This window comes from Thioalkalivibrio sp. ALgr1 (genome assembly GCF_000378285.1).
In the GTDB taxonomy this organism is placed as follows: domain Bacteria; phylum Pseudomonadota; class Gammaproteobacteria; order Ectothiorhodospirales; family Ectothiorhodospiraceae; genus Thioalkalivibrio.
The window spans coordinates 421,513-447,254 of sequence record NZ_KB905133.1; the positions used below are offsets into that span (position 1 = coordinate 421,513).

Sequence of the window (25,742 nt, forward strand, 5' to 3'; positions counted from 1 at the left end):
GCCTATTCAGGTACGTCGGCCGGGCGGTCGGAGGCCGGGGCATCCGATTCGTCATCCCGGGGTACTGTACCGGGAATGCCTTCCGGAATATCACCCTCCTCGCGCATCTCTTCCGCTTCGAGCTGATCCATCAGACTTTCGGCCTGAGGCGTCGAGGAGGCGAGATAGGCCAGCGTCAAGCTGTTCACGAAGAACACAACAGCCAGAAACGCGGTCGAGCGGCTCAGAAAATTGGCCGACCCGCGCGCACCGAACACGGTCGCGGACGCACCACTGCCAAAGGCCGCCCCCGCGTCGGCACCCTTGCCATGCTGCATCAGCACGAGGGCGATCAGGGCGATCGAGACCGAGACCTGAACGACCAGGAGCAACCCGTAGATCATGCCGCGACCCGCTCGGCCGCCGCGCGGGCGATCGCGGTAAAGGCATCGGCGTCCAGCGAGGCGCCACCAATCAGCCCGCCGTCGATGTCTTCTAGCGCCAGCAGGCCCGCGGCGTTGTCCGCCTTCATGCTGCCGCCGTATAGGACGCGTAGATCCGCAGCGACACGCGGGTCGCGGCCCGCCACTCGGTTGCGGATAAAGGCGTGCACTTCCTGCGCCTGCTCGGGCGTGGCGGTCAGGCCGGTTCCGATTGCCCAGACGGGCTCGTAGGCGATGACGGCGCGACCGAAGGTCTCGACGCCGGCGGCATCCAGCACCGCATCCAGCTGCTCGGCCACCACGGATTCGGTGCGCCCGCCTTCGCGGTCACTCTTCTGCTCGCCAACACACAGGATCGGCGTCAGGCCGGCGGCCTGGGCGGCGATGAACTTGGCCGCCACCCATTCGCTGGTCTCGTTCTGGCGCTCGCGCCGCTCGGAGTGGCCAACGATCACGTAACGGCAGCCCGCCTCAGCCAGCATGGAGCCGGCCAGCTCACCGGTATACGCGCCCTTTTCCTGGTCCGAGCAATCCTGTGCACCGACCTCGATCACGCTACCCGACAGGGTCTCGGCAATCTCGGCGAGGTAGACGGCGGGCGGACACACCGCGACGTCGACACCCTGCAGGTCACCCAGACTGCCCTTCAGGGCCGACAGGAGGGCGCGGTTCGCTTCGCGCGAACCGTTCATCTTCCAGTTACCGGCGACCAGCGGCTTGCGCATGCGGATCTTCCTCCTGCGAGAACGGTCGGATCCGCGCGGATACACGGAGTCCGATCATGATGATTAGAGCGGCGGGATGTTACCGGCGCACCCGGTGCAAATCAACCGAGCCCAGGTCCGGGCAAACGGGCGGCCTGTCCCGTGAAGAATCACCAATCGGCCGACGACGCCCGCAGACCGGGATCAAACAGCCGCGCGGATGCTGTCGGCGATGCGCTCGGCGGCCTGACGGGTAATGACTTCGTCCTCGGCCTCGACCATCACGCGCACCAGGGGCTCGGTACCGGACGGGCGCAGCAGGACACGCCCGTGCGCACCCAGCTCGGCCTCGACCGCGGCGACCTCGGAGCGCACGGCGGGCGCGTCCAGACAGCCATTGGCCTTGCCCGAGACCGGGACGTTCACGAGGCACTGCGGGAGCTTCGGGATCTTCGCCGCGAGCTCCGCGAGCGAGCAGCCGGTGCGATGCATCAGGTGGGCCACCTGCAAGGCCGCGACGGTCCCGTCACCGGTCGTCGTGTGCTCCAGGCAGACGATGTGCCCGGATCCCTCTCCGCCCAGCATCCAGGCGCGCTGACGCAGCTCCTCGAGCACGTAGCGATCACCCACCTTGGCGCGAATAAACGGGATCCCGTGCTCGCCCAGGGCATTCTCGAGCCCAAGGTTGGTCATCAGCGTACCGACCACGCCGCCCTGGAGCAGGCCCGACTGCTGGCGATCGAGGGCGAGAATCCCCAGGATCTGGTCACCATCGACCACGTTGCCGTTCGCATCGGCCAGGATCACGCGGTCACCGTCACCATCGAGGGCGATCCCGAGGTCAGCCCCGGAGGCCTTCACCTGCTCGGCCACGACCTCCGGGTACAGCGCGCCCACGCCGGCGTTGATGTTATAGCCATCCGGGCGGGCACCCAGGACTTCCACCTCGGCCCCGAGTTCCTCGAATACCGGCGGGGCGACGTTGTAGGTCGCGCCGTGGGCACAATCGACCACAACACGCAGGCCGCGCAGCTCGGAGCGCGCCGGGATCGCGCTCTTGCAGAACTCGATGTAACGGCCGGCGGCGTCGGCGATACGGACGGCCTTGCCGAGGTGGGCCCCGTCCACCGAGCGCTGTGGCTCTTCCAGCCGTGCCTCGATAGCCTCCTCCACCGCATCCGCGAGCTTGTCGCCCTCCGGGGTGAAGAACTTGAAGCCGTTATCGTGAAACGGGTTGTGCGAGGCGCTGATCACCACACCGGCGGTCGCACGGAAGGTCCGCGTGAGATAGGCCACTGCGGGGGTCGGCATCGGCCCCAGCAGGGCGACATCCAGGCCCGCAGCCGACAACCCGGCCTGCAGGGCAGACTCGAACATGTAGCCCGAGACCCGGGTGTCCTTCCCCACGAGCACCGGACCCTGACGCTGGGCCCGCGCGCCCAGCACCTCGCCTACCGCATAGCCCAGACGCAGCGCGAATTCGGGCGTCATCGGCCAGTCGCCTGTACGCCCACGAATCCCGTCGGTGCCGAAATAACGCCCCATGCCGCTTGCTTCTCCCTTAATACTGAATACGAATCACGACTGACGGGAGCCCCGCCACGCCTGTGGTGTCAGTGCGGAGTATAGCGCCAGCGCATCGTGTGTCCCTGCGACATCGTGCACACGCAGGACACGCGCGCCGGCCTGCGCCGCCAGTAACGCGGCAATCGCGGAACCGGCGTCACGTTCCTGCACCGGGCAACCCCCCAGCAGGGCACCAATCATCGACTTGCGCGAGACCCCCACCAGCAGCGGGGACCCGAGCTCGGCCAGCGCGGGCAGCGCATGGAAGAGTGCCAGATTGTGCTCCAGCGTCTTGCCGAATCCGAACCCCGGGTCCAGCAACAACTGCTCGGCTGGCACGCCATCGCGCGCAAACGCCTCGCGCCGATCGCGCAGAAACGCGCCCACCTCCCGCGCGACGTCATTGTAGTGCGGGGCCTGCTGCATGGACTGCGGCTCCCCCTGCATGTGCATCGCGCACAGGGCTACACCCTGCTCGCGGGCGGCGGCCACGGCAGCCTCCCAGGCCCCCTCGGCGCGAAACCCGTTAACGTCGTTCAGCAGCGTAGCCCCCGCCGCCACGGCCTCGGGCATCAGGGCCGGCTTCATCGTGTCCACCGACAGCGGGACATCCAGTTCCGCGGCAAGGACCTCGATCACCGGCAACACCCGTCGCCGTTCCTCGTCCAGTGCGACCGGCTGCGCCCCCGGACGCGTCGACTCGCCCCCGATATCGATCAGGTCAGCGCCCTGCTCCACCATCGTGCGGGCATGTTCCAGGGCCTGTTCCACACGCTGATGTGCGCCGCCATCGGAGAACGAATCGGGCGTGACATTCAGGATGCCCATGATCCGCGGGCGATCCAGCGCCAGCCGGTGCCTTCCGCAGCGCAGGACCGCAGGCGCGCCTTCCGCATCCATGCCCATGTCTTTGCCTCCCCGCCAAATGAAAAGGCCGCCAAGGAGTCCCTGGCGGCCCATGGTGACCTTTCGCCACCGGAGTGATACCTCGCTCGATCAGGACTGCGGGGCAGGCCCGCCGACGACACCCTTGCTGTCGTCGTCCTCGCGGCCGTCGTCGGAATCGCCAGCGGGCTCGTCACTCGCCTGCGCCGACCCACCGGATCCGCTATCGCTGTCCCAGTCCGCCGGTTCTCGGGGCTCGCGTCCGGCCATGATGTCCTCGATCTGCTTGTCATCGATGGTCTCGTACTTCATCAGCGCCTTGGCCATCGCGTGCAGTCTGTCGAGGTTGTCCAGCAGGATCTGCTTCGCATTCTGGTAGTTCGTGTCGATGATCCGGCGCACCTCGGCGTCGATCTGGCGCGCGGTCTCGTCGGACATCGGCTTGGACTTCGCCCCCATCTGCCCGCCGAGGAACGGGTGCCCTTCCTCTTCGCCGTAGTCCAGCGGACCCAGCTTCTCGGAAAGACCCCACTTGGTCACCATGTTGCGCGCAATCTGTGTGGCGCGCTCGATGTCGTTGGAGGCACCGGTGGTCACCTTGTCGTCGCCAAAGATGATTTCTTCCGCCAGACGCCCCCCAAAAAGGCTCGCCAGCTGGCTCTCCAGTCGGGTCTTGGAGTGGCTGTAGCGATCCTCCTCGGGCAGGAACATGGTCACACCCAGGGCCCGTCCACGCGGAATGATGCTGACCTTGTAGACCGGGTCGTGCTCGGGGACCGTGAGCCCGACGATCGCGTGCCCCGCCTCGTGGTAGGCCGTCAGCTTCTTTTCGTCCTCGGACATCACCATGGACTTGCGCTCGGCGCCCATCATGATCTTGTCCTTGGCGCGCTCGAAGTCGCTCATGTCGACCAGGCGCTTGCCGGCCCGGGCCGCAAACAGGGCCGCCTCGTTGACCAGGTTCGCCAGGTCCGCGCCGGAGAAGCCCGGCGTGCCACGCGCGATGAGGTCCGGACGCACGTCTTCGGCGATCGGCGTCTTCTTCATGTGGACCTTGAGGATCTGCTCGCGGCCACGCACGTCCGGCGGCGGCACCACTACCTGGCGGTCAAAGCGGCCCGGGCGCAGCAGCGCCGGGTCGAGCACGTCCGGGCGGTTGGTCGCGGCGATCACGATGATGCCCTCGGTGCCCTCGAAGCCGTCCATCTCGACCAGGAGCTGGTTCAGGGTCTGCTCGCGCTCGTCGTGACCGCCACCCATGCCGGCGCCACGCTGGCGTCCGACTGCGTCGATCTCGTCGATAAAGATGATGCAGGGGGCGTGCTTCTTGGCCTCGGAGAACATGTCACGCACACGCGAGGCGCCCACACCCACGAACATCTCCACGAAGTCTGAACCGGAGATACTGAAGAACGGGACCTTGGCCTCGCCGGCAATGGCCTTGGCCAGCAAGGTCTTCCCGGTACCCGGCGAGCCGACCATCAGGACGCCACGCGGGATCTGGCCACCGAGCTTCTGGAACTTGGACGGGTCACGCAGGAAGTCGACCAGCTCGGAGACCTCTTCCTTCGCCTCGTCACAGCCGGCCACGTCGCCGAAAGTAACCTTTACCTGGTCCTCGGACATCAGCTTGGCCTTGGACTTGCCGAAGGACATCGCCCCACGGCCGGCGCCACCGCCACCCTGCATCTGGCGCATGAAATAGATCCACACGGCAATCAGCAGCAGCATCGGGAACCAGGAAATCAGGATGCTCATCAGCAGCGAACGCTCGGCATCCTCCTGTGCATTGATCTCCACATTGTTCTGCAGCAGATCACCGATCAGGCCGGTGTCATTGGGATTGACCGTGGTGAAGCGCTGACCCTCGATGGTCTGGCCACGGATCTTGTCGCCCTCGATGGTGACGCTGTCGATCCGACCGCCCTGCACATCCCGGATGAACTCGGAATAGGTAATACTCCGCACATCCTGCTGCTGTTGCGGGCTGAAGTTGTTGAATACCGACATCAGGACGATTGCGATAACCGCCCAGATGATCAAATTCTTGGCCAGACCGTTCAAAACGCCACCTCGAAAAACTTTTACCTACGTGGATTCTCGCGAGCTTTACACATCCCGAGGGCCGCGCGCCAATACGTACACTTCGCGTGACCGTGGGCGCGAGGCTTGCGGTTTGCGCACCTGCACCTTCTCGAACCGGCGCCGTACCTCGGCCAGGTAGGCGTCCGATCCCTCACCCTGAAACAACTTGACCAGCATCGCACCCCGAGGGTTCAGCACATCGCAGGCCAACTCCAGCGCCAGCTCGCACAAGTGGATCGACCGCGGCTGGTCGATGGCATCCGTACCGGTTAGGTTGGGGGCCATATCGGAAAGCACAAGGTCCGCGCGCTGCCCGTCCAGCGCCTCCAGGATCGCCCCCAGGACCGCATCCTCGCGAAAGTCACCGGTAATGATCGTGGCACCGGGCACGGGGTCCATCGGCAGGATGTCGGAGGCCACGAGCACCCCCTTGCGACCGATCTTCTGGGCGGCGTACTGCGTCCAGCCGCCCGGTGCCGCCCCCAGGTCGACCACGCGCATGCCCGGTTTGAGCAGCCGGTCACGTTCGTCGATCTCCTGCAGCTTGTACACGGCGCGGCCGCGGTAGCCCTCCTGCTGCGCCCGCTGCACGTACGGGTCGTCAAAGTGCTCCTTCAGCCAGCGTTGACTGGAACGGCTACGCTTGGGCACCGAGGTTCTCCTGGCTCAGGCACGCGATCCGCGTGCTACAATTTCCGTGTTCCAATACCGAATCGAATCCCACGTGAATCTGACCGACGCGCAACGCCGCCACCTGCGCAGCCTCGCCCACCCGCGCAAGCCCATCGTAACCATCGGCCGCAATGGCCTGACGGACGCCGTGGTCAAGGAGCTGGAACAGGCACTGGCACATCACGAACTGGTCAAGATCAAGGTCAATATCGGCGACCGCGAGGCCCGCAATGGCACGGTCGAGGACCTGTGCGAACGCACGGGTGCGGCCCTGGTCCAGCGAATCGGCTACGTGGCGACCCTGTTCCGGCGCAATCCGGACGAGCCCAAGGTGACCCTCGACCCAGCCTGATCCCAGCCGCAGGCCGCTACGTCAGTTGACGTAGCGCACCTCGAGGATCTCGTACTCCGTCTCGCCGCCCGGCGCCTGGACGGTCACGACATCGCCCTCTTCCTTGCCGATCAGCGCGCGCGCGATCGGCGAGGACACCGAAATCATGTTCTGCTTGATGTCGGCCTCGTCCTCGCCAACGATCTTGTAGGTCACCTGGCGCCCGTCCTCGGTGGCCTCGAGCACCACGGTCACACCGAACACGACCTTGCCGGTCTGCGGCAGGGCGGTGACGTCGATGATCTGGGCATTGGAGAGCTTGCCCTCCAGCTCGCGGATGCGACCCTCGATGAAGCTCTGCTGCTCGCGCGCAGCGTGGTATTCGGCGTTTTCCTTCAGGTCACCGTGTTCGCGCGCATCGGCGATCGCATTCACCACCCGCGGGCGATCCTCGCCTTTCAGCTTCTTCAGCTCCGCCTTCATCTTCTCGGCGCCGGTGACGGTCAACGGGGTCTTGTTCATGCGCTCTTCCCTCCGAGATTCTCCTGATGGAGGTCCTGCAGCCGGAACACATCGTTCGCCCCCAGATGATCCAGGGCCTGCACCGTGGCACGCGCACCGGCGATGGTCGTGGTATAGCCCACCTTGTGCATCAGCGCCTCGCGCCGAATGGTGTAGGAGTCGGAGGTCGACTGTTTGCCCTCCACGGTATTGATAATGAAGCTGATCTCGTCGTTCTTGATCATGTCGACAATATGCGGGCGGCCTTCGGTCACCTTGTTCACGCGCGTGACCGTGATGTCGGCCTCCTCCAGAACCTTCGCCGTACCGCGGGTCGCCAGGACCTCAAATCCCAGCTCGACCAGGCGCCGAGCTACCTCGGCGACATGTGGCTTGTCGATCTCGCGCACCGACACGAAGGCCTTGCCGGTGGAGGGCAACAGCACGCCCGCCCCCAGCTGGCTCTTGGCGAAGGCCTCGGCGAAGCTGCGGCCGACCCCCATCACCTCGCCGGTGGACTTCATCTCCGGCCCCAGGATCGGGTCCACGCCCTGGAACTTGGCGAACGGGAACACCGATTCCTTCACCGAATAGTAGTCGGGGTAGACGGCGTCACCCACGCCTTGCTCGGGCAGGGTCTGCCCGGCCATGCAGCGGGCAGCGATCTTGGCCAGCGGCCGGCCGACGCTCTTGGAGACATACGGCACGGTGCGCGAGGCGCGCGGGTTGACCTCCAGCACGTAGATGTCGTCGCCCTTGATCGCAAACTGAGTGTTCATCAAACCCACGACCTTGAGCCCCAGCGCCATCTTTCGCACCTGCTCGACCATCTCGTCCTGCAGCGCCATCGACAGCGAAAACGGCGGCAGGGAGCAGGCCGAGTCGCCGGAGTGCACGCCCGCCTGCTCGATGTGTTCCATGATCCCGCCGATGATCACGTTCTCGCCGTCCGAGATCGCGTCGACATCGACCTCGATCGCGTCATCCAGAAAGCGGTCCAGCAGCACCGGGGCATCGTTGGAGACGGACACCGCGTTCTGCATGTAGCTGCGCAGGTCTTCGCGGTCGCGCACGATCTCCATCGCGCGGCCACCGAGCACGTAGGACGGGCGCACCACCAGCGGGTAGCCGATCTCGTCGGCCAGCTTCTCCGCCTCTTCCTCGCTGCGCGCGGTGCGGTTCGGCGGCTGCTTGAGTCCCAGCTTGTTCAGCAGGGCCTGGAAGCGCTCGCGGTCCTCGGCCAGGTCGATCGAGTCCGGGCTGGTGCCGATGATCGGCACGCCGGCCGCCTCGAGATCCCGCGCGAGCTTCAGCGGGGTCTGGCCGCCGTACTGCACGATCACGCCGGCCGGCTGTTCGGTCGCCACGACCTCCAGCACGTCCTCCAGGGTCAGCGGCTCGAAGTACAGCCGATCCGAGGTGTCATAGTCGGTGGAGACAGTCTCCGGGTTGCAGTTGACCATGATGGTCTCGTACCCGTCTTCGCGCATCGCGAGTGCGGCATGCACACAGCAGTAGTCGAACTCGATACCCTGGCCGATGCGGTTCGGCCCGCCGCCCAGGACCATGATCTTCTGCTTGTCGGTCGGCTCCGCCTCGTTCTCCTCTTCATAGGAGGAGTACATGTACGCGGTCGTGGTGGCGAACTCGGCCGCACAGGTATCCACCCGCTTGTACACGGGGCGCACGCCCAGGCCGTGACGGTGCTTGCGCACGGCCTTTTCGGTCTCGTTGAGGAGCTTGGCCAGGCGCAGGTCGGAGAAGCCGCGCTGCTTCAGGCGGTACATCTCCTCGGCCTTGATGTCGCTCAGGATGCGATCCTTGAGACTCTTCTCGACATCCACCAGCTCCTGGATCTGGGCCAGGAACCAGGGATCGATCGCGGTCAGCTCGAAGATGTCCTGGATCGAGAAGCCGGCGCGGAAGGCATCGGCCACGTACAGCACCTGGTCGGGGCTGGGGTTGGCGAGCTTCGTGCGCAGCTGATCGACGACATCTTCGGCCGTCAGATCAATCCGCTCGTCAAGGCCGTCCATGTCGGTCTCCATCGAGCGCAGCGCCTTCTGGAACGACTCCTGGAAGGTGCGGCCGATGGCCATCGCCTCCCCCACCGCCTTCATCTGCGTGGTCAGACGCGCCTCGGCCTGCGGGAACTTCTCGAAGGTGAAGCGCGGGATCTTGGTGACCACGTAGTCGATGGACGGCTCGAACGAGGCCGGGGTCAGTCCGCCGGTGATATCGTTCTTCAGCTCGTCCAGGGTATAGCCCACCGCCAGCTTGGCCGCGACCTTGGCGATCGGGAAGCCGGTCGCCTTGGAGGCCAGCGCGGAGGAACGCGACACCCGCGGGTTCATCTCGATCACGATCATGCGCCCGTTCTCCGGGTTGATCGCGAACTGCACGTTGGAGCCGCCGGTCTCCACACCGATCTTGCGCAGCACCGCCAGCGAGGCGTCGCGCATGATCTGGTATTCCTTGTCGGTCAGGGTCTGCGCCGGGGCCACGGTGATCGAGTCCCCGGTGTGGATACCCATCGGGTCCAGGTTCTCGATGGAGCAGATGATGATGCAGTTGTCCGCCTTGTCGCGGACCACCTCCATCTCGAACTCCTTCCAGCCCAGCGCGGACTCCTCCAGCAGCACCTGGTTCACCGGCGAGAGATCGAGCCCGTTCTTGACGATGTACTCGAACTCCTCGCGGTTGTAGGCGATACCGCCGCCCGAACCGCCCAGGGTGAACGACGGCCGAATGATCACCGGGAAGCCGATCTTCGGCTGGACCTCCTGCGCCTCCTCCCATGAATGCGCGAGCATCGCGGTCGGGGTATCCAGGCCGATATCGGCCATCGCCGCCTTGAAGTGGTCGCGATCCTCGGCCATGTCGATCGCCGCCTCGTTGGCGCCGATCATCTCCACCCCAAACTTCTCGAGCACGCCTTCCTTCGACAGGTCCAGCGCGCAGTTCAGCGCGGTCTGACCACCCATGGTCGGCAGGACCGCATCCGGGCGCTCCTTCTCGATGATCTTGGCGACCGTCTCCCATTCCACCGGCTCGATGTAGGTGGCATCCGCCATCTCCGGATCGGTCATGATGGTCGCCGGGTTGGAGTTCACCAGGATCACCCGGTAACCCTCTTCGCGCAGGGCCTTGCAGGCCTGGGCGCCGGAGTAGTCGAACTCGCAGGCCTGACCGATCACGATCGGGCCGGCCCCGAGGATCAGGATGCTCTGGATGTCGGTACGCTTGGGCATGTGACGGCTCTCGCAGGCTGTCGAAATCGGAAATCGGGAAAGACGGTCTCTAGGGAAACAAATGTTTCCCTAACTACGCGCGGCGCGCATCATCTCGACGAAGTCATCGAACGCCGGGGACACGTCATGCGGGCCCGGGCTGGCCTCGGGGTGCCCCTGCAGGCTGAAGGCCGGGCAGTCGGTGCGGGCGATGCCCTGCAGCGTGCCGTCGAACAGCGACCGGTAGGTCGGCGTCAGCGTATCGGGCAGGTTGTCCTCGTCGATCGCAAAGCCGTGATTCTGCGACGAGATCATCACCCGCCCGCTCTCCTCGTGGCGGATCGGGTGGTTCGCCCCGTGGTGGCCGAACTTCATCTTCACGCTCTTGCCGCCGCTGGCGATCCCCAGCAGCTGATGCCCGAGGCAGATGCCGAACAGCGGCAGCTTGCGCTCACAGATGTCGCGGATCGCCTCGATCGCGTAGGTGCAGGGCTCAGGGTCACCCGGGCCGTTGGACAGGAACACGCCGTCGGGCTTCAGCTCCATCACCTCGTCCACCGGCGTCTCGGCCGGCACCACGGTCACGCGACAGCCACGGTCTGCCAGTTTGCGCAGGATGTTCTGCTTCATGCCGAAGTCGTAGGCCACCACGTGAAACTCGGCCTGCTCCGGGTTCACCCGCGCCGGTTCCTCGCCGAGCTGCCAGGTGCCCTCCAGCCATTCATAACGGCTGCGCGTGGTGACCTCGCGCGCCAGGTCCATACCCTTGATGCCGGGGAACTCGCGCGCGGCCGCCAGGGCCGCAGCCTCGTCCACATCGCCGGCCTGGATGCAGCCGTTCAGCGCGCCCTTCTCGCGCAGGATGCGGGTCAGCTTGCGGGTATCGATCCCGCTGATCGCCACGATGCCGTGACGCAGCAGGTAATCCGGCAGCGACTCGCGCGAACGCCAGTTCGACACCAGCGGCGGCAGGTCGCGAATGATCAGACCGGCGGCATGGGCGCGGGCCGACTCGTCATCCTCCGGGTTGGTACCGGTGTTGCCGATATGCGGATAGGTCAGCGTGACCATCTGCCGGTGGTAGGAGGGATCGGTCAGGATCTCCTGATAACCGGTCATCGCGGTGTTGAATACCACCTCGCCGACCGTCTGGCCCAGGGCGCCAATCGCCTGACCATGAAACACAGTGCCATCTTCCAGGACGAGCAGAGCGGGCGCGGACACGGGGACCTCCGGATGGTCTGGGTCGAGGCCGCCAGGCCATTTGCCGGCGGCGATACTGCGATTCATTCGGGATCTTTGACCCGACCTCGCCCGCACCGTCTACCGGGGCTGGACCCCGCATTCGGACAACGGTTCGGCGGCTGAGTGACGGGTGCGGTTACGCCTGCAAGTGTACGCGAGCGCCGCGCACGACGTCCAACGAGAATGGCCGCTGCGCCCTCGTGGAACGCCTTCAAATACGGCCCTGTCCGGGAGGATCACATCACAGCACCTCGGGGCCAGACATGCGAAAGGGGCCACCCGGGCCCCCTTGCTGAATCTGGCGGAGAGGGAGGGACTACTCGGCACCGCGTGCCTCGCCCTCCGGGTCGTCGCCTGCGGCGACGTTCGGGTGCCGCGGCGCGTCACCCGTCGAACCCGGCTTTCTCATGTATCGAGGGTTCGAATCCCGATAGCTCCGGGGCCAGACATGCGAAAGGGGCCACTCGGGCCCCCTTGCTTGAATCTGGCGGAGAGGGAGGGATTACGCGGCACTGCGTGCCTCGCCCTTCGGGTCGTCGCCTGCGGCGACGTTCGGGTGCCGCTGTGCGTCACCCGTCGAACCCGGCTTTCTCATGTATCGAGGGTTCGAATCCCGATAGCTCCGGGGCCAGACATGCGAAAGGGGCCACTCGGGCCCCCTTGCTTGAATCTGGCGGAGAGGGAGGGATTACGCGGCGCTGCGCGCCTCGCCCTTCGGGTCGTCGCCTGCGGCGACGTTCGGGTGCCGCTGCGCGTCACCCGTCGAACCCGGCTTTCTCATGTATCGAGGGCTCGAATCCCGATAGCTCAGGGGCCAGACATGCGAAAGGGGCCACTTGGACCCCTTTGCTTGAATCTGGCGGAGAGGGAGGGATTCGAACCCTCGATACGGGGTTACCGTATACACACTTTCCAGGCGTGCGCCTTCGACCGCTCGGCCACCTCTCCGGTTTGTCCCGCGAAGGCACTGGCCTACGCGAAGCGCGAAAGGGTAAACCAGCGGCGGTCGGTTAGCAATGCGGACACCCGGCACGGGCACCATCAGCCGTCCGAGGGCTTGCCCGGGCCGCGGCTGGGGAGCGACGGGAAGGCGTGGACATTGCCACTGTCCTGGCTGGCGTCCCGGATACGGGGCGTGCCGACGGCCGCGACCTCGTCAATCCGGATCAGCGCCTGCATCGGCACATGGAAGCGTTCGACCCCCTCGAACTCGGTGCGCAGGCGCTCCTCGGAGGGATCGACTACCACCTGCGAGCGCTCGCCAAACAGCAGATCCTCGACAGTGACAAAGCCATAGAGTTCGTCCTGATAGACCTCGCGGGCATAGATCTCGTAGACCTTGCCCTGGTTGAGGAAGCTGACGCGGTAACGGGTGGCGGACATATTCATTTGACTCATATTGGGGTAGCAACCGCAGATTGCAACGGGTTGGCGTTGGTCCGGACTGACAATGCCGGTATGATTCGGGCGTTTAACCGCCCAGCGCCTTCGGTACGCCTTCGATGAATCCCTCGCAGGAGCTGCTCGATCTATTGAGCCGCAACAGCCAGCCGTACGAGGACCCGCTCACTCACGTGCGCTGGGACGCGCTGTCGCTGGACGATTTCTGGATCCCGGAGGAGGCTGTCTCGCTCTTCGGCACCCCCGAATACTCGGCGCTGGACGATGCCTGCAAACGGCGCCTGTCGCAATACGAGTTCCTGTACTTCATCAGTGGCGCGCTGTGGCTGGAAGGCCTTTTCATGGAGCGCATCTCGCGCATATCCATGCACTCGGCCGGTCGTCTGGACCGGCTGAATTATCGCCTGCACGAGCTGCGCGAGGAAGCCGGCCACAGCCTGATGTTCATCGAGTTCATGCGCCGCAGCGGGCTGCCCCTGCCGGAACGCCGGTTCCCGAAGCCGAAGCTGGCCACCCTGGTCGGTCGTTTCTCTCCGTTCGAGTCCTCGATCTTCTGGATCGCGGTGATGATCGGCGAAGAGGTCCCGGATCGCATGAACCGACTGATCCGCCAGCACAAGGACTCGATCAGCCCGACGGTGGACGACATCGTGACCCGGCACATGATCGACGAGGCGCGTCACATGGCGCATGCCCGCGACACGCTGGAATCCTATCTGGATACGCTCCCGTCCTGGCAGAAATGGGCCTACCGCCCGCTGATGCGCCGCGTGTTCCGCCAGTTCGTGCATGCGTTCTACTACCCCACCCGCGACATCTACGAACTGGCCGGCCTGCCCGAGGGGCCGGACTATCGCCGCATCGCCCGCGAGAACCCGCGCCGTGCCTCCTTCATCGACACCTGCGTTGACCCCGCGCTCAAGATCCTGCGCGACCAGGGTCTGGTGCTGAACTGGCGCTAGGGAAACACGAACGTGTTTCCCTACCATCCCCGGTGACCACCGGGGCAATTGGGTATGATCCAGTGCCATGGGCACGCATCTGAAACTCCGCCCCCCAAGCAGCACCTGGCGCCAGATCGAACTGGGGCTCTTCATCGTGCTGCTGACGGCCATCGTGCTGCGGGTGTACTACAACCCGCCAGCGGCGCTGGAACAGCTCACCTTCCGTGACGAGTTGCGAGTGGCCCTGGTCGAGCGCCCCCTGGGCCGCTCCGAGCTCGCCGCCACCGCCGGGCGGGACCAACTCGAGCTGGAGCTGCTGTACGGTCTGGCCGAGGAGCTCGACACGCGCCTGCGCGTGACCCGCGTGGACGACGCCGCCACCGCCCATCGCCTTTTGCGCCAACGCCGCATCGACATCGCCGCCGGCCTGCTCGTGCCGCCACACGATCCGTTGATCGAAGCCGGCCCGGAAATCCTGAGCGTGAAGCATGTCGTGGTCTTCTGGAACGAGAACGAACGGGCTACACCGCTGCTGGCGCTGACCGACATACCAGCCGGGGCGCGCGTCGGCATGACCGCACAGGCCCCCGTACCCGAGAGCCTGAGCCAGCCCTTGCTGGCCGAGGTCGGCATGGAACCGGAAACCCCGCCGGGGTTGTCACCGGATCCAGCAACCGAGGCCGAGCCAGCGCCCGAGGGGGGGGCATTCGACCCGAGCGCCTCCCCCCCGGACGGCGACGAAGAAACGGACCAGCCCAATGGCGAACTCATCCCCTACACCAACGCCGAGGCCCTGCGCGAGGCCCTGGAGCGTGGCGAGATCGACTACGCAGTGATGAATTCCCTGGAGTACCGTCGACTGCGGCGCATGCACCCGAACCTGCGTCAGGCACACGAACTGGAACGCAGCGCCGAGGTCCGCTGGCTATTCCCGGCAGGCTTTGATCGTAGCCTTATCGACGCCACCGAGGAGTACATCGCCAGGCTGCGCGACAACCGTGAACTGGAGTTGCTACTCGATCGCTATCTCGGCCATCTGGACACCCACGACCTGGTGGATGCCCTGACCTTCGCGCGCCGCGTCGAGCATCGCCTGGACCAGTTTCGTCCGCTGTTCGAGGAGGCCGGAGAGACCCACGATCTCGATTGGCGTTTCATCGCCGCGGTGGCCTACCAGGAATCCCACTGGAATCCCGATGCAGTTTCCCCCACCGGCGTGCGCGGACTGATGATGCTGACCCAGGTTACCGCCGAGGGGCTGGGCGTCGAGGACCGCACCGATCCGGCCGCGAGCGTCGACGGTGGCACGCGGTACCTGATCGACCTGCGGGAACGGCTGCCGGAATCGATCTCCGAGCCCGACCGCACCTGGATGACGCTGGCTGCCTACAACGTGGGACTGGGTCATCTGCACGATGCCCGGCGCCTGGCGGCCGCCAACGGCGACGACCCGGATCGCTGGCTGGATGTGATGCAATGGCTGCCGCGTCTGGCGCAGTCCGAATGGTACGAGCAGACCCGCTACGGCTACGCCCGCGGCTGGGAGCCGGTCCACTACGTGCGGAACATCCGCAGCTACTACGACAAGCTGGTGCAGCGCTTCCCGGAATCCGAAGAACTCAAGCCGCCCGCCCCCGAGCTCTACCGCCGAACCCCGCTGGCACTTTAACGACGTAACAGCGGGCTCACGGCTATAGCCGTCGCCGGATGGCGGTCGCGGGCAATTCCCCTATAATCGCGGGCCGAATTCCCGACCGAAAGGAACCTGGATGAGTCCGTCCACTCGCGCCTCGCTTCGGGCCGCCATTGGCCCGGGGCTGCTGATGGCCGGTGCGGCCGTGGGGGTCTCGCATCTGGTCCAGGCCACCCGGGGCGGCGCGGAGTACGGGCTTCTGCTGATCCCGATCGTGCTACTGGCCTGCCTGTTCAAGTACCCGTTTCTGGAGTTCGGCCCGCGCTATGCAGCCGCCACCGGCCATCACCTGCTGACCGGCTACCACCGGCTGGGCAATTGGGCCCTGGGTCTCTACATCGCGGTGACCGTGGGCACGCTGTTCGCCATCCAGGCGGTAGTCACGCTGACCACTGCCGGGCTGGTCACACTGGTATTCGACCTCGACCTCTCGGTCACGCTGGTCTCGGCGCTGGTCCTCGCTGCCTGCATCACCTTCCTGATGATCGGCGCCTACCGCGGCCTGGACCTGGGCATGAAGATCATCATGGCCGCGCTGAGCGTATCCACCGTGGCCGCAGTCGCGCTGGCCTTTCGCGAGGCCCCGGACCTCGCCACCCTGTCCGGTGCCCAGGAGTGGTCGAACCTCTGGACCCTGGCCGGCTTCGCCTTCATCCTCGCGCTTCTGGGCTGGATGCCCATCCCGCTGGACGTGGCCGCCTGGCACTCGATCTGGACCCAGGAACGCGCCCGCCAGACCGGCCACGCGCCGACCGTGCGCGAGGCCATCTTCGACTTCCGCCTGGGGTATCTCGGGGCCGTAGTCATTGCCGTCGCATTCATGCTGCTGGGCGCGGTCCTGATGTACGGCAGCGGCATTGGCTTTGCCGCCGGGGCCGCCGCGTTCTCGGCCCAGCTGGTAGACCTGTACGCCCAGAGCCTGGGCGAATGGAGCCGCACCCTGATCGCAGTGGCGGCCCTGACCACGATGTTCTCGACGACACTGGCCGTCACCGATGCCTACCCACGCGTGATCGTGGCGATCATCCGCACCCTGCGCGAGGACGGCCACGCGCCGCAGACTATGGACCCGTCGCGCAAGGGCGAGCGCGGACTCGACTGGTGGGGCTATCGCATTGCGCTGCTGGCCGTGGCCAGCGGTGCGTTGCTGCTGATCTCGCAGGCCGGGGAGCACTTCACGCGGCTGGTGGATATCGCGACGCTGCTGTCCTTCCTCTCCGCACCGATACTCGCGTGGATCACCTTCAAGGTGGTCATGTCGCCGGACATGCCGGAGGCGGCCCGCCCGGGGCGTGGCCTGCGCGGTCTGGCCTGGGCCGGCATCGCGTTCAGCCTGATCTTTTCGCTGCTGTATATCCTCTGGCGTCTGTTCGGCTGACCTCGCACCTCAATCCCTGGTGCCCTCGCCACGGGCATGCAGGCAGAAACGCGCCAGGATCGCGACATCGTGATCGGCCTGCCCGGCCGCCAGCGCCTTGTCTACCGCGTGGCGCACCGGCTCCAGGCCGTCCAGGCTGAGGCCCACCTGCTCGCCCAGACCGGCCACGATGCCCAGATCCTTGTGGTAGAGCCCAGCCTGAAAGCCGGGTTCGAAGTCACCGTCCAGTAGGCGCTGGCCGTGCACCTCGAGGATACGCGAAGCGGCAAACCCACCCATCAGCGCCTCGCGCAGCCGCGCCGGATCGACCCCGGTCTGCTCCGCCAGCGCGAAGGCCTCGCCAATGGCGACCAGGGTCTCGCCCACCACCAGCTGGTTGCAGGCCTTGGTGATCTGACCGGCCCCGCTGGCCCCGACATGCGTCAGCGTCGAACCCACGATGTCGAAGATCGGCCGCAGCCGATCGACCGCCTCCTCCGGGCCACCAACCATCAGGCTGAGCGTGCCGCTGCGGGCCCCCGGCTCGCCGCCGGACACGGGCGCATCCACAAACACCACCTCCCGTTCTGCCGCGGCCTGCGCAATCGCGCGGGTGCGGATCGGGTCGATCGTGCTGTGGTCGACCACCAGCAGCCCCGGGCGGGCGTGCTCGAGCACCCCATCCGGGCCCAGCATCAGCTGCTCCACATCCGGGGTGTCAGAGACGTTCAGTACCAGCACGCGCACGCTGGAGACCAGTTCCGCCAGACTGGAGGCGGCCCCGGCACCCTCGGCTACCAGGGACTCCGCCGCCTCCGCCCGACGCGCCCAGACCCGGATATCCGCCCCGGCACGCAGCAGATTGCGGGTCATGGGGGCCCCCATGATGCCCAGGCCCACGCAGCCGATCGGCTGCAGTGCTTCGGGGAGGCTGGATGCAGTGGTCATGGCGAGGACTCCTGGCGAGGGACGGCCATCGAATGGGCGTCCAGTGGATTCGAAAGCCCCACACTCTAGCAACCTACACAACCGGAGGGTGGAGACCGCGAGGCATCGGCGAACACCCCCTGGTCGGCTGACTTCTGGCGTTTGTTCACGTCATGACCGTCAGTTTTGGCGGCCCGCTGGTCCGGCTGACGGATTTCTCCGAAGTAAACGTCATGGGTCTGGCGAACTCTCGCCGAACCCCCCCGCCCGGCTCGCCCTGACCGCAGGCCGCCTCGTCCTACCCGCCCTGCCCACCCAGTCACCGCGACAGCCCTGAACCCAATCCCCCGCCCATGGCTTCACTGAGACCTCCGAACGGTTTTTTATTATTTAATTATTTACCGTATTTCATGATGCGATTATCTTTAATTAGATCGGAATAATTACCCCGCGTTCCCGTCCTACCCACAACTGGATTCAAAAAGACACGGAAGCAAAACGGTCCAGTGTGCTTCCTAGAAGCTCGGCATACGCCACACCGAATATTTAAAAGAACGGGAAAACCGCAAGGAGCCCACCAATGAAGAAAGCTTTTATCCTGCCTCTGGCCCTGACCGCCGCCGCCATGCTCACCCTTCCCGGCGCCGCCATGGCCGACTACGGCGAACAAAAAGTCGTCTATCACGTGAACTACAACGACATGGACCGCCACATGGCCGCCATGGGCAACATACAGAATCACATCAATGCCGTGGGCGCGGAAAACATGGAGATCCGAGTGGTCATGCATGGCCCGGGCCTGCACCTGCTGCGTAACGCCAAGGAGAACGAAGACCTGGCCGCCCGCATCGAAGAACTGAAGATGCAAGACGTTGATTTCAATATCTGCAATGTCACCGTCACCCGGGGCAACGTGGACATCTCGGAAGAGCTTTTCGATGCCACCGAATACGACCTGGTGCCTAGCGGGGTCGGCGAGATCGGCCACCTTCAGACGCAGGGCTTCGTTTACCTGCGCCCGTAAGCGCCACATTTCCTCCAAGCCACCGAGTGTTCTCCCGGTGGCCCTTTGGGCTCGGCCTTGGCCGGGCCTTTTTCTTAAGCGGAACCAGGTTTCCCGAAGGAAATACACAACCAAAATTCCAGTCTTTATTTGAATATAGAAATTCCCGCAAAAATCAGCCGGACCAGCTGGAATAAGCACCCCGTTAACGCGTCATATCAAAGCCGGACAAAGCAGCCCCAAAGGGAAGCACCGGATCCAAAATAAAAGGAAAATCCCAACCGGGACCTTGAACGAGGAAAACGCGTCATGAAGCACCTGCATATTATCGCCCTGGCTCTGGTCTCCTTCCTGCTGATCGCCCCGGCGACCGCGCTGGCGGAATACGGCGACCAGAAGGTGGTCTACCACGTGAACTACAACGACATGGACCGCCACATGGCCGCCATGGGCAACATCCAGAACCACATCAATGCCGTGGGCGCCGACAAGATGGACATCCGCGTGGTCATGCATGGTCCGGGCCTGGGCCTTCTGCGCAATGCCAAGGAGAGCGAGGACCTGGCCGGCCGCATCGACGAACTGAAGCTGCAGGGTGTTGATTTCAACATCTGCAACGTCACCGTCACCCGCGGCAACATCAGCATCGCCGACGAGCTCTACGATGCCTCCGAGGACGACATCGTCCCCAGCGGTGTGGCCGAGATCGCCCATCTGCAGCAGCAGGGCTTCGTCTACCTGCGCCCGTAAAGCGACACCTGCCATCACACGCACGTTTGTCGTCTGAAGGCCCGGCAGCTGCCGGGCCTTTTTTGTGCCCGCGCCAGAGCCCTGGAACACGCGCGAATCATATTGGGCTATCCGCGGCAAACCGGTAAGGTATGCACTCCTTTCTTCCGCGAACCGCCTGCTTGCCCGCAATCCGCATCCAGTCCCTGTACAAACGATACGACGGCGTAGCCGTTGTCGATGGCGTGAACCTGGAGATCCCGCGCGGCGAGTTCTTCGGGCTGCTTGGGCCCAACGGCGCGGGCAAGACGACGACCCTGCGCATGCTGCTGGGGATGACCCCGATCGACGGCGGTCAGGTCGAAGTACTGGGCCTTCCGATGCCGGAAGGCGAGCGCGAGGTGCGCAAGCGCCTGGGCATCGTGCCGCAGTTCGACACGCTGGACCCGGACTTCACCGTGATCGAGAACATGCGAACCTATGCCGCGTATTTCGGTCTCTCCGGCGCAACGGTCCAGGCGCGCATCGATCACCTGCTGGAGCAGGTCAACCTGAACGACAAGCGCGGCGCGCGCATCAATGCCCTGTCCGGCGGCATGAAGCGCCGGCTGACCCTCGCACGCGCCCTGATCAACGAACCCGAGGTCGTGGTGCTGGACGAGCCGACCACCGGGCTGGACCCACAGGCGCGCCACCACCTCTGGCGCCAGCTCCGGCAGCTGCGCGCCTCCGGCGTCACGCTGGTGCTGACCACGCATTACATGGAGGAGGCCCAGGAGCTGTGCGATCGCATCGCGATCATCGACCACGGCCGCATCATTGCCTGTGACCGACCCAGCCGCCTGATCGCCGAGCACATCGAACCCTGGGTGGTCACGGTCGGCGGGCCCGATGCCGGCACCGCGATCGAGCAGGAGATCGGCCCCCGGGATCGCGCCCATCAGGTCGCGGATACCTGGCTGGTCTACACGGCCGAAGCGGACCGGCTGCGCGAACGCCTGCGCGCCCGGGGCCTCGAACCGACCCTGCGCGAGGCGGACCTGGAAGACGTGTTCCTGAAACTCACCGGCCACGAGCTGCGCGACTGATGTCCGACCCAACCTCGACCTGGCTCCCCCGGCCCAGCCTGCGCTTCGTCGCGGTCTGGCGCCGCAACCTTCTGGTCTGGCGCAAGCTCCTGGTGCCGTCGATGCTCGGCAACTTCGGCGAACCCATCCTCTACCTGCTCGCATTTGGCTACGGCTTCGGCCGCCTGGTGGGTGACCTCGACGGCATGAGCTACATGGTGTTCATCGCCTCCGGGATCATCTGCTCCTCGGCGATGTTCACCGCCAGCTTTGAGGGCATGTATTCCGCCTACACGCGCATGGCGGAGCAGAACACCTGGCTCGGGATGCTGGCCACACCGCTGACGCTGGACGACATCGTTTTCGCCGAGGCGATATGGGCCGCGAGCAAGGGCCTGATCAGTGCCACCACCATCCTCGTCGTCGCCGCAGTCCTGGGGCTGGTGAGCGACGCTCGCGCCCTGCTCGCCCTGCCGGTGATCTTCCTCGCCGCGTTCGCCTTCGGCGCGCTCGCCCTGGTCATCACCGCGCTGGCGCGCAGCTACGACTTCTTCCTGTACTACTTCACCCTGGCGGTGACCCCGATGCTCCTGCTCTCCGGAGTGTTCTTCCCGCTACAGGAGCTGCCCAACTGGGTGCAGACCCTGGCGCTGGCCCTGCCGCTGGCGCACGTGGTCGAGATCGTGCGTCCGCTGATGACCGGCAGCTGGCCCGCCAGCGTCTGGCCGCACCTGGCGGTGATCACGGGCTACGGCGCGGCGGCTATCATCCTGGCGACCGCGCTGATCCGACGCCGCCTGCTGCGCTGACCCCAACGGCGGCTATGGCAAGATAGGCCCCCGTCCCAGGAAGACACCGCATGGCCACGCCCGAGAACGATCCCAGTACCCCGCAGGAATACCGCGCCACAGTCGCCCGCGGGCTCGGCCCCCTGCTGGCCGAGGAACTGGTTACCCTCGGCGCCGCCGACGTGCGCGAGGAGGGCGGCGCGGTGCACTTCTCGGCCGATCTCGAGACGCTGTACCGCGTACTGCTGGGCAGCCGCATCGCCAGCCGTATCCTGCTGCCACTGGCGCGCTTCGAGCAGCCGGACGGGGATGGCTGCTACACCGCCGCCCGCGCGATCGACTGGCCCGCGCTGCTGGACCCCGGTGCGACCTTCGCGGTCGAGGTCGGCGGCAAGAGCCGCCACATCCGCCATACCCACTTCGCCGGGGTACGCATCAAGGACGCGGTGGCCGACGCCTTCCGCGAGGCAACCGGCGCCCGCCCGGACGTGGACCCGAAACACCCGGACGTCCGCATCCTGCTGCAGCTGCAGGGGGATCACGCCCGGCTGTCCGTGGATATCGGCAATGGCGGCCTGCACCGGCGCGGCTATCGCGGCGCCGGAGGGGCGGCCCCGCTGCGCGAGAACCTCGCCGCGGCCCTGCTCGCCCGTGCCGGCTGGCCCGCACGCGTCGAGGACGACCCGGAACAGGCGCAGCTGCTGGACCCGTTCTGCGGCAGCGGCACCCTGGTGATCGAGGCCGCCCTGATCGCCACGCACACCGCTCCCGGGCTGCTGCGCCAGGACTTCCGTCCGCAGGGCTGGGCCGGGCACGACGCCGCCCTGTGGCAGCGCTGTGTGGATACGGCCCAGGCGGCGGTCCGCCCCTGGCAGGGCCCGACGCTGCTGGGGTCGGATCGCGACCCGCGCGCGGTGCAGGCCGCGCGCCAGGCGGCCCGCACAGCCGGAGTCGCCGCCTGCACCCGCTTCGAGGTCGCCGACGTGCTGACCCTCACGCCCCCCGCACCGAACGGGCTGCTGATCAGCAACCCGCCCTACGGCGAACGCATCGGCGACCAGCCCGAACTGATCAAGCTCTACAGCCTGCTGGGCGAGCACCTCAAACAGGCCTTTGGCGGCTGGCAGGTGGCCCTGCTGGTCGCGGACACCACCGACTCCCGCCGCCTCGGGCTGCGGGCCACGCGCAAGTACCGCGTACACAACGGCCCGATCGACTGCCAGCTGCTGGAGTTCGACATCCATGCCCGCGAGGGACAGGCCGAGGCGGCAGCCCCTGCACCCGAGTTCGCCAACCGCCTGCGCAAGAACCTGAAGCACCTGGATCGGTGGGCGAGGCGCCAGGGCGTGACCTGCTACCGCATCTACAGCGCGGACCTCGACGAATACCCGCTTCTGATCGACCGCTACCAGGCCACCGACGGCTCCGTGCACCTGCATCTGCAGGAGTTCGCCGCCCCGGCCTCGGTCGAACCCGCGCGCGCCGAGGCACGCCTGCGCGGGGCGCTGGCCGCGACCCTGGAGGTCACCGGCGTCGCGCCCGCCCACCTGCACTACAAGCAGCGGCGCGCCCAGAAGGGTCGCTCGCAGTACCAGCGCGCCGAGACCGCCCAACCCGCCCCCTTCTGGGTCGAGGAACACGGCTGCCGGCTGAAGGTGGAGCTGGATGCCTATCTGGACAGCGGGCTGTTCCTGGACCACCGCCCGATGCGGCGCCGTCTGCAGGAAGAATGCAGGGGCCTTCGGTTGCTGAACCTGTTCTGTTACACCGCGGCGGTCAGTGCCCATGCCGCCATGGGGGGTGCCCGCCAGACCGTCTCGGTGGACCTGTCCAACACCTACCTCGACTGGGCCGCCGACAACCTCGCGGCCAACGGCTTCGAGGCCAGCGTGCGCGATGGGCGCAGTCGGCGGCGCCCCGACACCCATGCGCTGCTGCGTGCCGACTGCATCACCTGGGTACGGGAGGCCGCAGACGACCCGGCGCTGCGCTTCGAGCGGATCTTCCTCGATCCCCCGACCTTCTCGAACTCGAAACGCACCGAGGCGGACTTCGAGGTGCAACGCGACCATGTCGAACTGATCCGGGACGCCGCGCGCCTGCTGACCGAGGGCGGCATCCTGTACTTCTCGACCAACCGCCGCCGCTTCGAACTCGACACTGAGTCCCTCGCGGGCCTGGAAGTCCGCGAGATCACTCGCGAGACGCTGGACGAGGATTTCCGCCGCCCACCCCCACCCCATCGCTGCTGGGCCATCTCGCACGCCGCGGACTGACCCACCACGAGACCCGGCATCGCCACCGGCCATGCAAGGGCGACGGACAGGCTCGCGAAGCGCACACGGCTTGCCGCGCTGCACAGAGACCACCACAAAAAAAGCGCCCCGTGGGGCGCCTGGAAGTACGGCTCCTGACAACGGAGCTCTCCTGCACAGCCTTAATCACCGTAACCGTAGTTCTCCACCAGGAAATCCACGATGTCGTCACGCTGCTCATCGGTGAGCCAGGTCATGCCGTAGTCTTCCATGTCGTCCATGACCCAGTTCCAGTCAGCACGATTCAGGTTCTGGTTGGTCGCCTGACGGATGCCGTGGCAGGCCGCACAGGTCTGTTCAAACAATTCCTTGGTCGCCGAGACCTCTTCGGCCTTCTCTTCCTGGGCTTGTTGTTCTTCCTCGGGAATGGCCTCCTCGGCAACAACGGGCGAAGCCAGGGCCGCACACGCCAACCCCAGTAGCGACAGCATTACAAAACGCTTCATGCGTACTCCGTTCTGCTCAAGAGAAACCCGGGGAAATGATGCCCCGGGTATGGAGGTTTGTCACGCAGCGACCGTGACCGGGATCTTGTGGACGATGTTGCCGTCGTAGCCACGCGGGTTCCACGGCTGAACGATGGGCTGAGTATTGCCCTTGTCGTCCACCGCGCGGGCCCAGATCTCGTAGTAGCCGCGATTCTCGAAGGACAGCTCCTTCTCAAAGTGCACCCAGGCGTACTTGTTGACCGGGTCGCCCTTGAGATCGGCCTTCTCCCAGTTGAGACCAAAGTCGGTGGAGATCCAGACTTCCGCGACCTCGTCCTCGCCCGCCCAGGCATGGCCGGTGACCTTGACGGTCTCGCCACGCTCCAGACCGGTGTCCTTCTTCGGACCGGTGATCACGGACTTGATCAGCCACGGGCCGCCGACCTTCATGTCCTCTTCCGGCGGGCGCTCGCCCGGGGCCACCGGATACTTGGGCATGCGGTAGGAGTAGCCAGTCATGCCGCGGCCGTCGTGTTCCTGATCGCGCAGCGTGATCTTGTTCAGCCACTTGTGCGAGCAGGAGCCGTACCAGCCCGGCACCACCAGACGCACGGGGAAGCCGTGGGTCGCAGGGATGTCCTCTCCGTTCATCGCATAGGCCACGATGGTGTGCTCTTCCATCGCCTTGTCGATCGGCACGCCACGGGAGAACGGACCGCGGTCACCGAGGATCGGCTCGTAGCCCTCGTGCGCGGTGTAGACGGCGCTGTCCTTCACGCCGGCCCGCTCGAGGATGTCCTTCAGCGGCACGCCGGTCCACTTGGCGTTACCCACCGCACCGCGGTCCCAGGGGTTGCCGCGCGGCTGCGGGTCGAAGTTCGCACGGCCGTTGCCGCCACACTCGATGTGCAGGACCAGGTCCTTGCTGTCCATGCTCTTCAGGTCGTCGAGACCGATCTCCAGCTCTTCATGCACCTCGCCGTCGATCTTCAGCGACCAGCCATTCGGGTCGCGATCCAGCGCCTGCTGCGGGATCAGGTCGTTGTTGCGGATGAAATGACGGCTGGCCGGGGTAACCTCGTCTTCCAGCAGGTGCGGCGGGGTTTCGACGTTCAACGGGCGATCGTTATGGACGATCAGGCCATCCTCCTTGCCGGCGTCGGACATCGCGGACTTCGCCTGCTCGTCCTCGAGGCCATTCGCTTCGTCCGCCCAGGCAGCCGGGATCAGGCCACGCCCGAACAGGCCGCGCATCGCGGCGTCGGTGCCGGCACCAAAGCCGAACAGCGTCAGGGCAGCGCCGCCCACGCCCATGCGGCCCATGAAACGACGCCGGGAGACGGCTTCGTCAAAGATCTCGAGGGTCTGCGGGTCCGCCCCGGCGTCTTCCGTTACGCCTCGCAGGCGATCCCAGAATTGGTTTTCTTGTTTCCTGGTCATATGCTCCTC

The 25,742-nt window shown here is 65.9% G+C and carries 22 protein-coding genes, 1 tRNA gene and 1 other RNA gene; 9 read left to right on the plus strand and 15 right to left on the minus strand.

What is annotated here, in order from left to right:
- Nucleotides 1–2 precede the first annotated feature (2 nt).
- The 6 genes from secG to rlmE form a co-directional block, all read right to left on the minus strand.
- Nucleotides 3–383, minus strand: coding sequence for a preprotein translocase subunit SecG (gene secG, locus F466_RS0106390; protein ID WP_018138278.1), 381 nt, complete (start codon nt 381–383; stop codon nt 3–5).
- Nucleotides 380–1,147 carry a triose-phosphate isomerase gene (gene tpiA, locus F466_RS0106395; protein WP_018993677.1) on the minus strand — a complete coding sequence of 256 codons (768 nt, stop codon included), beginning with the start codon at nt 1,145–1,147 and terminating at the stop codon, nt 380–382. The genes secG and tpiA overlap by 4 nt, the downstream gene beginning before the upstream one ends.
- Before the next feature lie 183 nt (nt 1,148–1,330).
- Nucleotides 1,331–2,671, minus strand: a complete 1,341-nt coding sequence (gene glmM, locus F466_RS0106400) for a phosphoglucosamine mutase (protein ID WP_018993678.1) — start codon at nt 2,669–2,671, stop codon at nt 1,331–1,333.
- 33 nt (nt 2,672–2,704) lie between these two features.
- A complete protein-coding gene (folP, locus tag F466_RS0106405) occupies nt 2,705–3,598 on the minus strand; it encodes a dihydropteroate synthase (RefSeq protein WP_018993679.1) in 894 nt (297 codons plus the stop codon).
- Nucleotides 3,599–3,688: 90 nt separating this feature from the next.
- The gene (ftsH, locus tag F466_RS0106410; RefSeq protein ID WP_018138282.1) at nt 3,689–5,641 is read right to left on the minus strand and encodes an ATP-dependent zinc metalloprotease FtsH; all 1,953 of its coding nucleotides are present in this window, start codon (nt 5,639–5,641) and stop codon (nt 3,689–3,691) included.
- 45 nt (nt 5,642–5,686) lie between these two features.
- On the minus strand, nt 5,687–6,313 hold the full coding sequence (gene rlmE / locus F466_RS0106415) for a 23S rRNA (uridine(2552)-2'-O)-methyltransferase RlmE (RefSeq protein WP_018138283.1): 627 nt from the start codon (nt 6,311–6,313) through the stop codon (nt 5,687–5,689).
- Nucleotides 6,314–6,386: 73 nt separating this feature from the next.
- Here rlmE and yhbY point away from each other — a divergent pair, with 73 nt between their 5' ends.
- On the plus strand, nt 6,387–6,686 hold the full coding sequence (gene yhbY, locus F466_RS0106420; RefSeq protein WP_017925966.1) for a ribosome assembly RNA-binding protein YhbY: 300 nt from the start codon (nt 6,387–6,389) through the stop codon (nt 6,684–6,686).
- Between the two features lie 21 nt (nt 6,687–6,707).
- On the opposite strand, the gene greA is transcribed toward yhbY, so the two are convergent.
- From greA to F466_RS0106445, 6 genes are all read right to left on the minus strand, one after another.
- A complete protein-coding gene (greA, locus tag F466_RS0106425; RefSeq protein WP_018993680.1) occupies nt 6,708–7,187 on the minus strand; it encodes a transcription elongation factor GreA in 480 nt (159 codons plus the stop codon).
- Nucleotides 7,184–10,417, minus strand: coding sequence for a carbamoyl-phosphate synthase large subunit (carB, locus tag F466_RS0106430; RefSeq protein ID WP_018993681.1), 3,234 nt, complete (start codon nt 10,415–10,417; stop codon nt 7,184–7,186). The genes greA and carB overlap by 4 nt, the downstream gene beginning before the upstream one ends.
- A 69-nt stretch (nt 10,418–10,486) precedes the next feature.
- Entirely contained in the window at nt 10,487–11,620 is a 1,134-nt protein-coding gene (gene carA / locus F466_RS0106435) for a glutamine-hydrolyzing carbamoyl-phosphate synthase small subunit (protein WP_026182198.1), read from the minus strand.
- 506 nt (nt 11,621–12,126) lie between these two features.
- Nucleotides 12,127–12,278, minus strand: a non-coding RNA gene (locus tag F466_RS13405) — RtT sRNA.
- A 220-nt stretch (nt 12,279–12,498) separates the two neighbouring features.
- A tRNA-Ser gene (locus F466_RS0106440) sits at nt 12,499–12,589 on the minus strand.
- Nucleotides 12,590–12,682: 93 nt separating this feature from the next.
- Nucleotides 12,683–13,024: a DUF1820 family protein gene (locus tag F466_RS0106445; RefSeq protein WP_018993682.1), complete on the minus strand. Its 342-nt coding sequence runs from the start codon at nt 13,022–13,024 to the stop codon at nt 12,683–12,685.
- A gap of 119 nt (nt 13,025–13,143) precedes the next feature.
- On the opposite strand from F466_RS0106445, the gene F466_RS0106450 reads away from it, so the two are divergent.
- The 3 genes from F466_RS0106450 to F466_RS0106460 all read left to right on the plus strand — a co-directional run bounded on the left by F466_RS0106450 (nt 13,144) and on the right by F466_RS0106460 (nt 17,057).
- Nucleotides 13,144–14,004 (plus strand): diiron oxygenase, encoded by an 861-nt coding sequence (locus F466_RS0106450; RefSeq protein ID WP_018174730.1) that lies wholly within the window; start codon nt 13,144–13,146, stop codon nt 14,002–14,004.
- Between the two features lie 67 nt (nt 14,005–14,071).
- The gene (mltF, locus tag F466_RS0106455; RefSeq protein WP_018138290.1) at nt 14,072–15,655 is read left to right on the plus strand and encodes a membrane-bound lytic murein transglycosylase MltF; all 1,584 of its coding nucleotides are present in this window, start codon (nt 14,072–14,074) and stop codon (nt 15,653–15,655) included.
- Nucleotides 15,656–15,755: 100 nt separating this feature from the next.
- Nucleotides 15,756–17,057 carry an NRAMP family divalent metal transporter gene (locus F466_RS0106460; protein WP_018138291.1) on the plus strand — a complete coding sequence of 434 codons (1,302 nt, stop codon included), beginning with the start codon at nt 15,756–15,758 and terminating at the stop codon, nt 17,055–17,057.
- A gap of 9 nt (nt 17,058–17,066) precedes the next feature.
- Here the strand turns inward: F466_RS0106460 and F466_RS0106465 are convergent, their stop codons facing one another.
- Nucleotides 17,067–17,984 carry an NAD(P)-dependent oxidoreductase gene (locus F466_RS0106465; RefSeq protein WP_018138292.1) on the minus strand — a complete coding sequence of 306 codons (918 nt, stop codon included), beginning with the start codon at nt 17,982–17,984 and terminating at the stop codon, nt 17,067–17,069.
- 559 nt (nt 17,985–18,543) lie between these two features.
- Between F466_RS0106465 and F466_RS0106470 the strand changes: the two genes are divergently transcribed.
- The 5 genes from F466_RS0106470 to rlmKL all read left to right on the plus strand — a co-directional run bounded on the left by F466_RS0106470 (nt 18,544) and on the right by rlmKL (nt 23,826).
- Nucleotides 18,544–18,987 (plus strand): DsrE family protein, encoded by a 444-nt coding sequence (locus F466_RS0106470; RefSeq protein ID WP_018993683.1) that lies wholly within the window; start codon nt 18,544–18,546, stop codon nt 18,985–18,987.
- Between the two features lie 288 nt (nt 18,988–19,275).
- On the plus strand, nt 19,276–19,716 hold the full coding sequence (locus F466_RS0106475) for a DsrE family protein (protein WP_018993684.1): 441 nt from the start codon (nt 19,276–19,278) through the stop codon (nt 19,714–19,716).
- Nucleotides 19,717–19,877: 161 nt separating this feature from the next.
- Nucleotides 19,878–20,783: an ABC transporter ATP-binding protein gene (locus F466_RS0106480; RefSeq protein WP_026296425.1), complete on the plus strand. Its 906-nt coding sequence runs from the start codon at nt 19,878–19,880 to the stop codon at nt 20,781–20,783.
- Nucleotides 20,783–21,571: an ABC transporter permease gene (locus tag F466_RS0106485; RefSeq protein WP_018993686.1), complete on the plus strand. Its 789-nt coding sequence runs from the start codon at nt 20,783–20,785 to the stop codon at nt 21,569–21,571. The genes F466_RS0106480 and F466_RS0106485 overlap by 1 nt, the downstream gene beginning before the upstream one ends.
- Before the next feature lie 50 nt (nt 21,572–21,621).
- Complete coding sequence (rlmKL, locus tag F466_RS0106490; protein ID WP_018993687.1) at nt 21,622–23,826, plus strand: bifunctional 23S rRNA (guanine(2069)-N(7))-methyltransferase RlmK/23S rRNA (guanine(2445)-N(2))-methyltransferase RlmL; 2,205 nt, start codon at nt 21,622–21,624, stop codon at nt 23,824–23,826.
- A 161-nt stretch (nt 23,827–23,987) separates the two neighbouring features.
- Here rlmKL and F466_RS0106495 read toward each other — a convergent pair whose 3' ends face one another.
- Both F466_RS0106495 and F466_RS0106500 read right to left on the minus strand, forming a co-directional pair.
- Complete coding sequence (locus F466_RS0106495) at nt 23,988–24,311, minus strand: cytochrome c (protein WP_018138297.1); 324 nt, start codon at nt 24,309–24,311, stop codon at nt 23,988–23,990.
- Between the two features lie 60 nt (nt 24,312–24,371).
- Entirely contained in the window at nt 24,372–25,733 is a 1,362-nt protein-coding gene (locus tag F466_RS0106500; RefSeq protein WP_018138298.1) for a sulfite oxidase, read from the minus strand.
- Nucleotides 25,734–25,742: the final 9 nt, after the last annotated feature.

What these genes read in the sequence shown, in the direction of transcription:
- mltF (WP_018138290.1), top strand. Translation starts at nt 14,072, where the DNA reads ATGGGCACGCATCTGAAACTCCGCCCCCCAAGCAGCACCTGGCGCCAG.
- secG (WP_018138278.1), bottom strand. Translation starts at nt 383, where the DNA reads ATGATCTACGGGTTGCTCCTGGTCGTTCAGGTCTCGGTCTCGATCGCC.
- rlmKL (WP_018993687.1), top strand. Translation starts at nt 21,622, where the DNA reads ATGGCCACGCCCGAGAACGATCCCAGTACCCCGCAGGAATACCGCGCC.
- glmM (WP_018993678.1), bottom strand. Translation starts at nt 2,671, where the DNA reads ATGGGGCGTTATTTCGGCACCGACGGGATTCGTGGGCGTACAGGCGAC.
- carB (WP_018993681.1), bottom strand. Translation starts at nt 10,417, where the DNA reads ATGCCCAAGCGTACCGACATCCAGAGCATCCTGATCCTCGGGGCCGGC.
- F466_RS0106485 (WP_018993686.1), top strand. Translation starts at nt 20,783, where the DNA reads ATGTCCGACCCAACCTCGACCTGGCTCCCCCGGCCCAGCCTGCGCTTC.
- F466_RS0106460 (WP_018138291.1), top strand. Translation starts at nt 15,756, where the DNA reads ATGAGTCCGTCCACTCGCGCCTCGCTTCGGGCCGCCATTGGCCCGGGG.
- F466_RS0106450 (WP_018174730.1), top strand. Translation starts at nt 13,144, where the DNA reads ATGAATCCCTCGCAGGAGCTGCTCGATCTATTGAGCCGCAACAGCCAG.
- greA (WP_018993680.1), bottom strand. Translation starts at nt 7,187, where the DNA reads ATGAACAAGACCCCGTTGACCGTCACCGGCGCCGAGAAGATGAAGGCG.
- F466_RS0106500 (WP_018138298.1), bottom strand. Translation starts at nt 25,733, where the DNA reads ATGACCAGGAAACAAGAAAACCAATTCTGGGATCGCCTGCGAGGCGTA.
- F466_RS0106470 (WP_018993683.1), top strand. Translation starts at nt 18,544, where the DNA reads ATGAAGAAAGCTTTTATCCTGCCTCTGGCCCTGACCGCCGCCGCCATG.
- F466_RS0106495 (WP_018138297.1), bottom strand. Translation starts at nt 24,311, where the DNA reads ATGAAGCGTTTTGTAATGCTGTCGCTACTGGGGTTGGCGTGTGCGGCC.
- F466_RS0106465 (WP_018138292.1), bottom strand. Translation starts at nt 17,984, where the DNA reads ATGACCACTGCATCCAGCCTCCCCGAAGCACTGCAGCCGATCGGCTGC.
- tpiA (WP_018993677.1), bottom strand. Translation starts at nt 1,147, where the DNA reads ATGCGCAAGCCGCTGGTCGCCGGTAACTGGAAGATGAACGGTTCGCGC.
- F466_RS0106475 (WP_018993684.1), top strand. Translation starts at nt 19,276, where the DNA reads ATGAAGCACCTGCATATTATCGCCCTGGCTCTGGTCTCCTTCCTGCTG.
- F466_RS0106445 (WP_018993682.1), bottom strand. Translation starts at nt 13,024, where the DNA reads ATGTCCGCCACCCGTTACCGCGTCAGCTTCCTCAACCAGGGCAAGGTC.
- folP (WP_018993679.1), bottom strand. Translation starts at nt 3,598, where the DNA reads ATGGGCATGGATGCGGAAGGCGCGCCTGCGGTCCTGCGCTGCGGAAGG.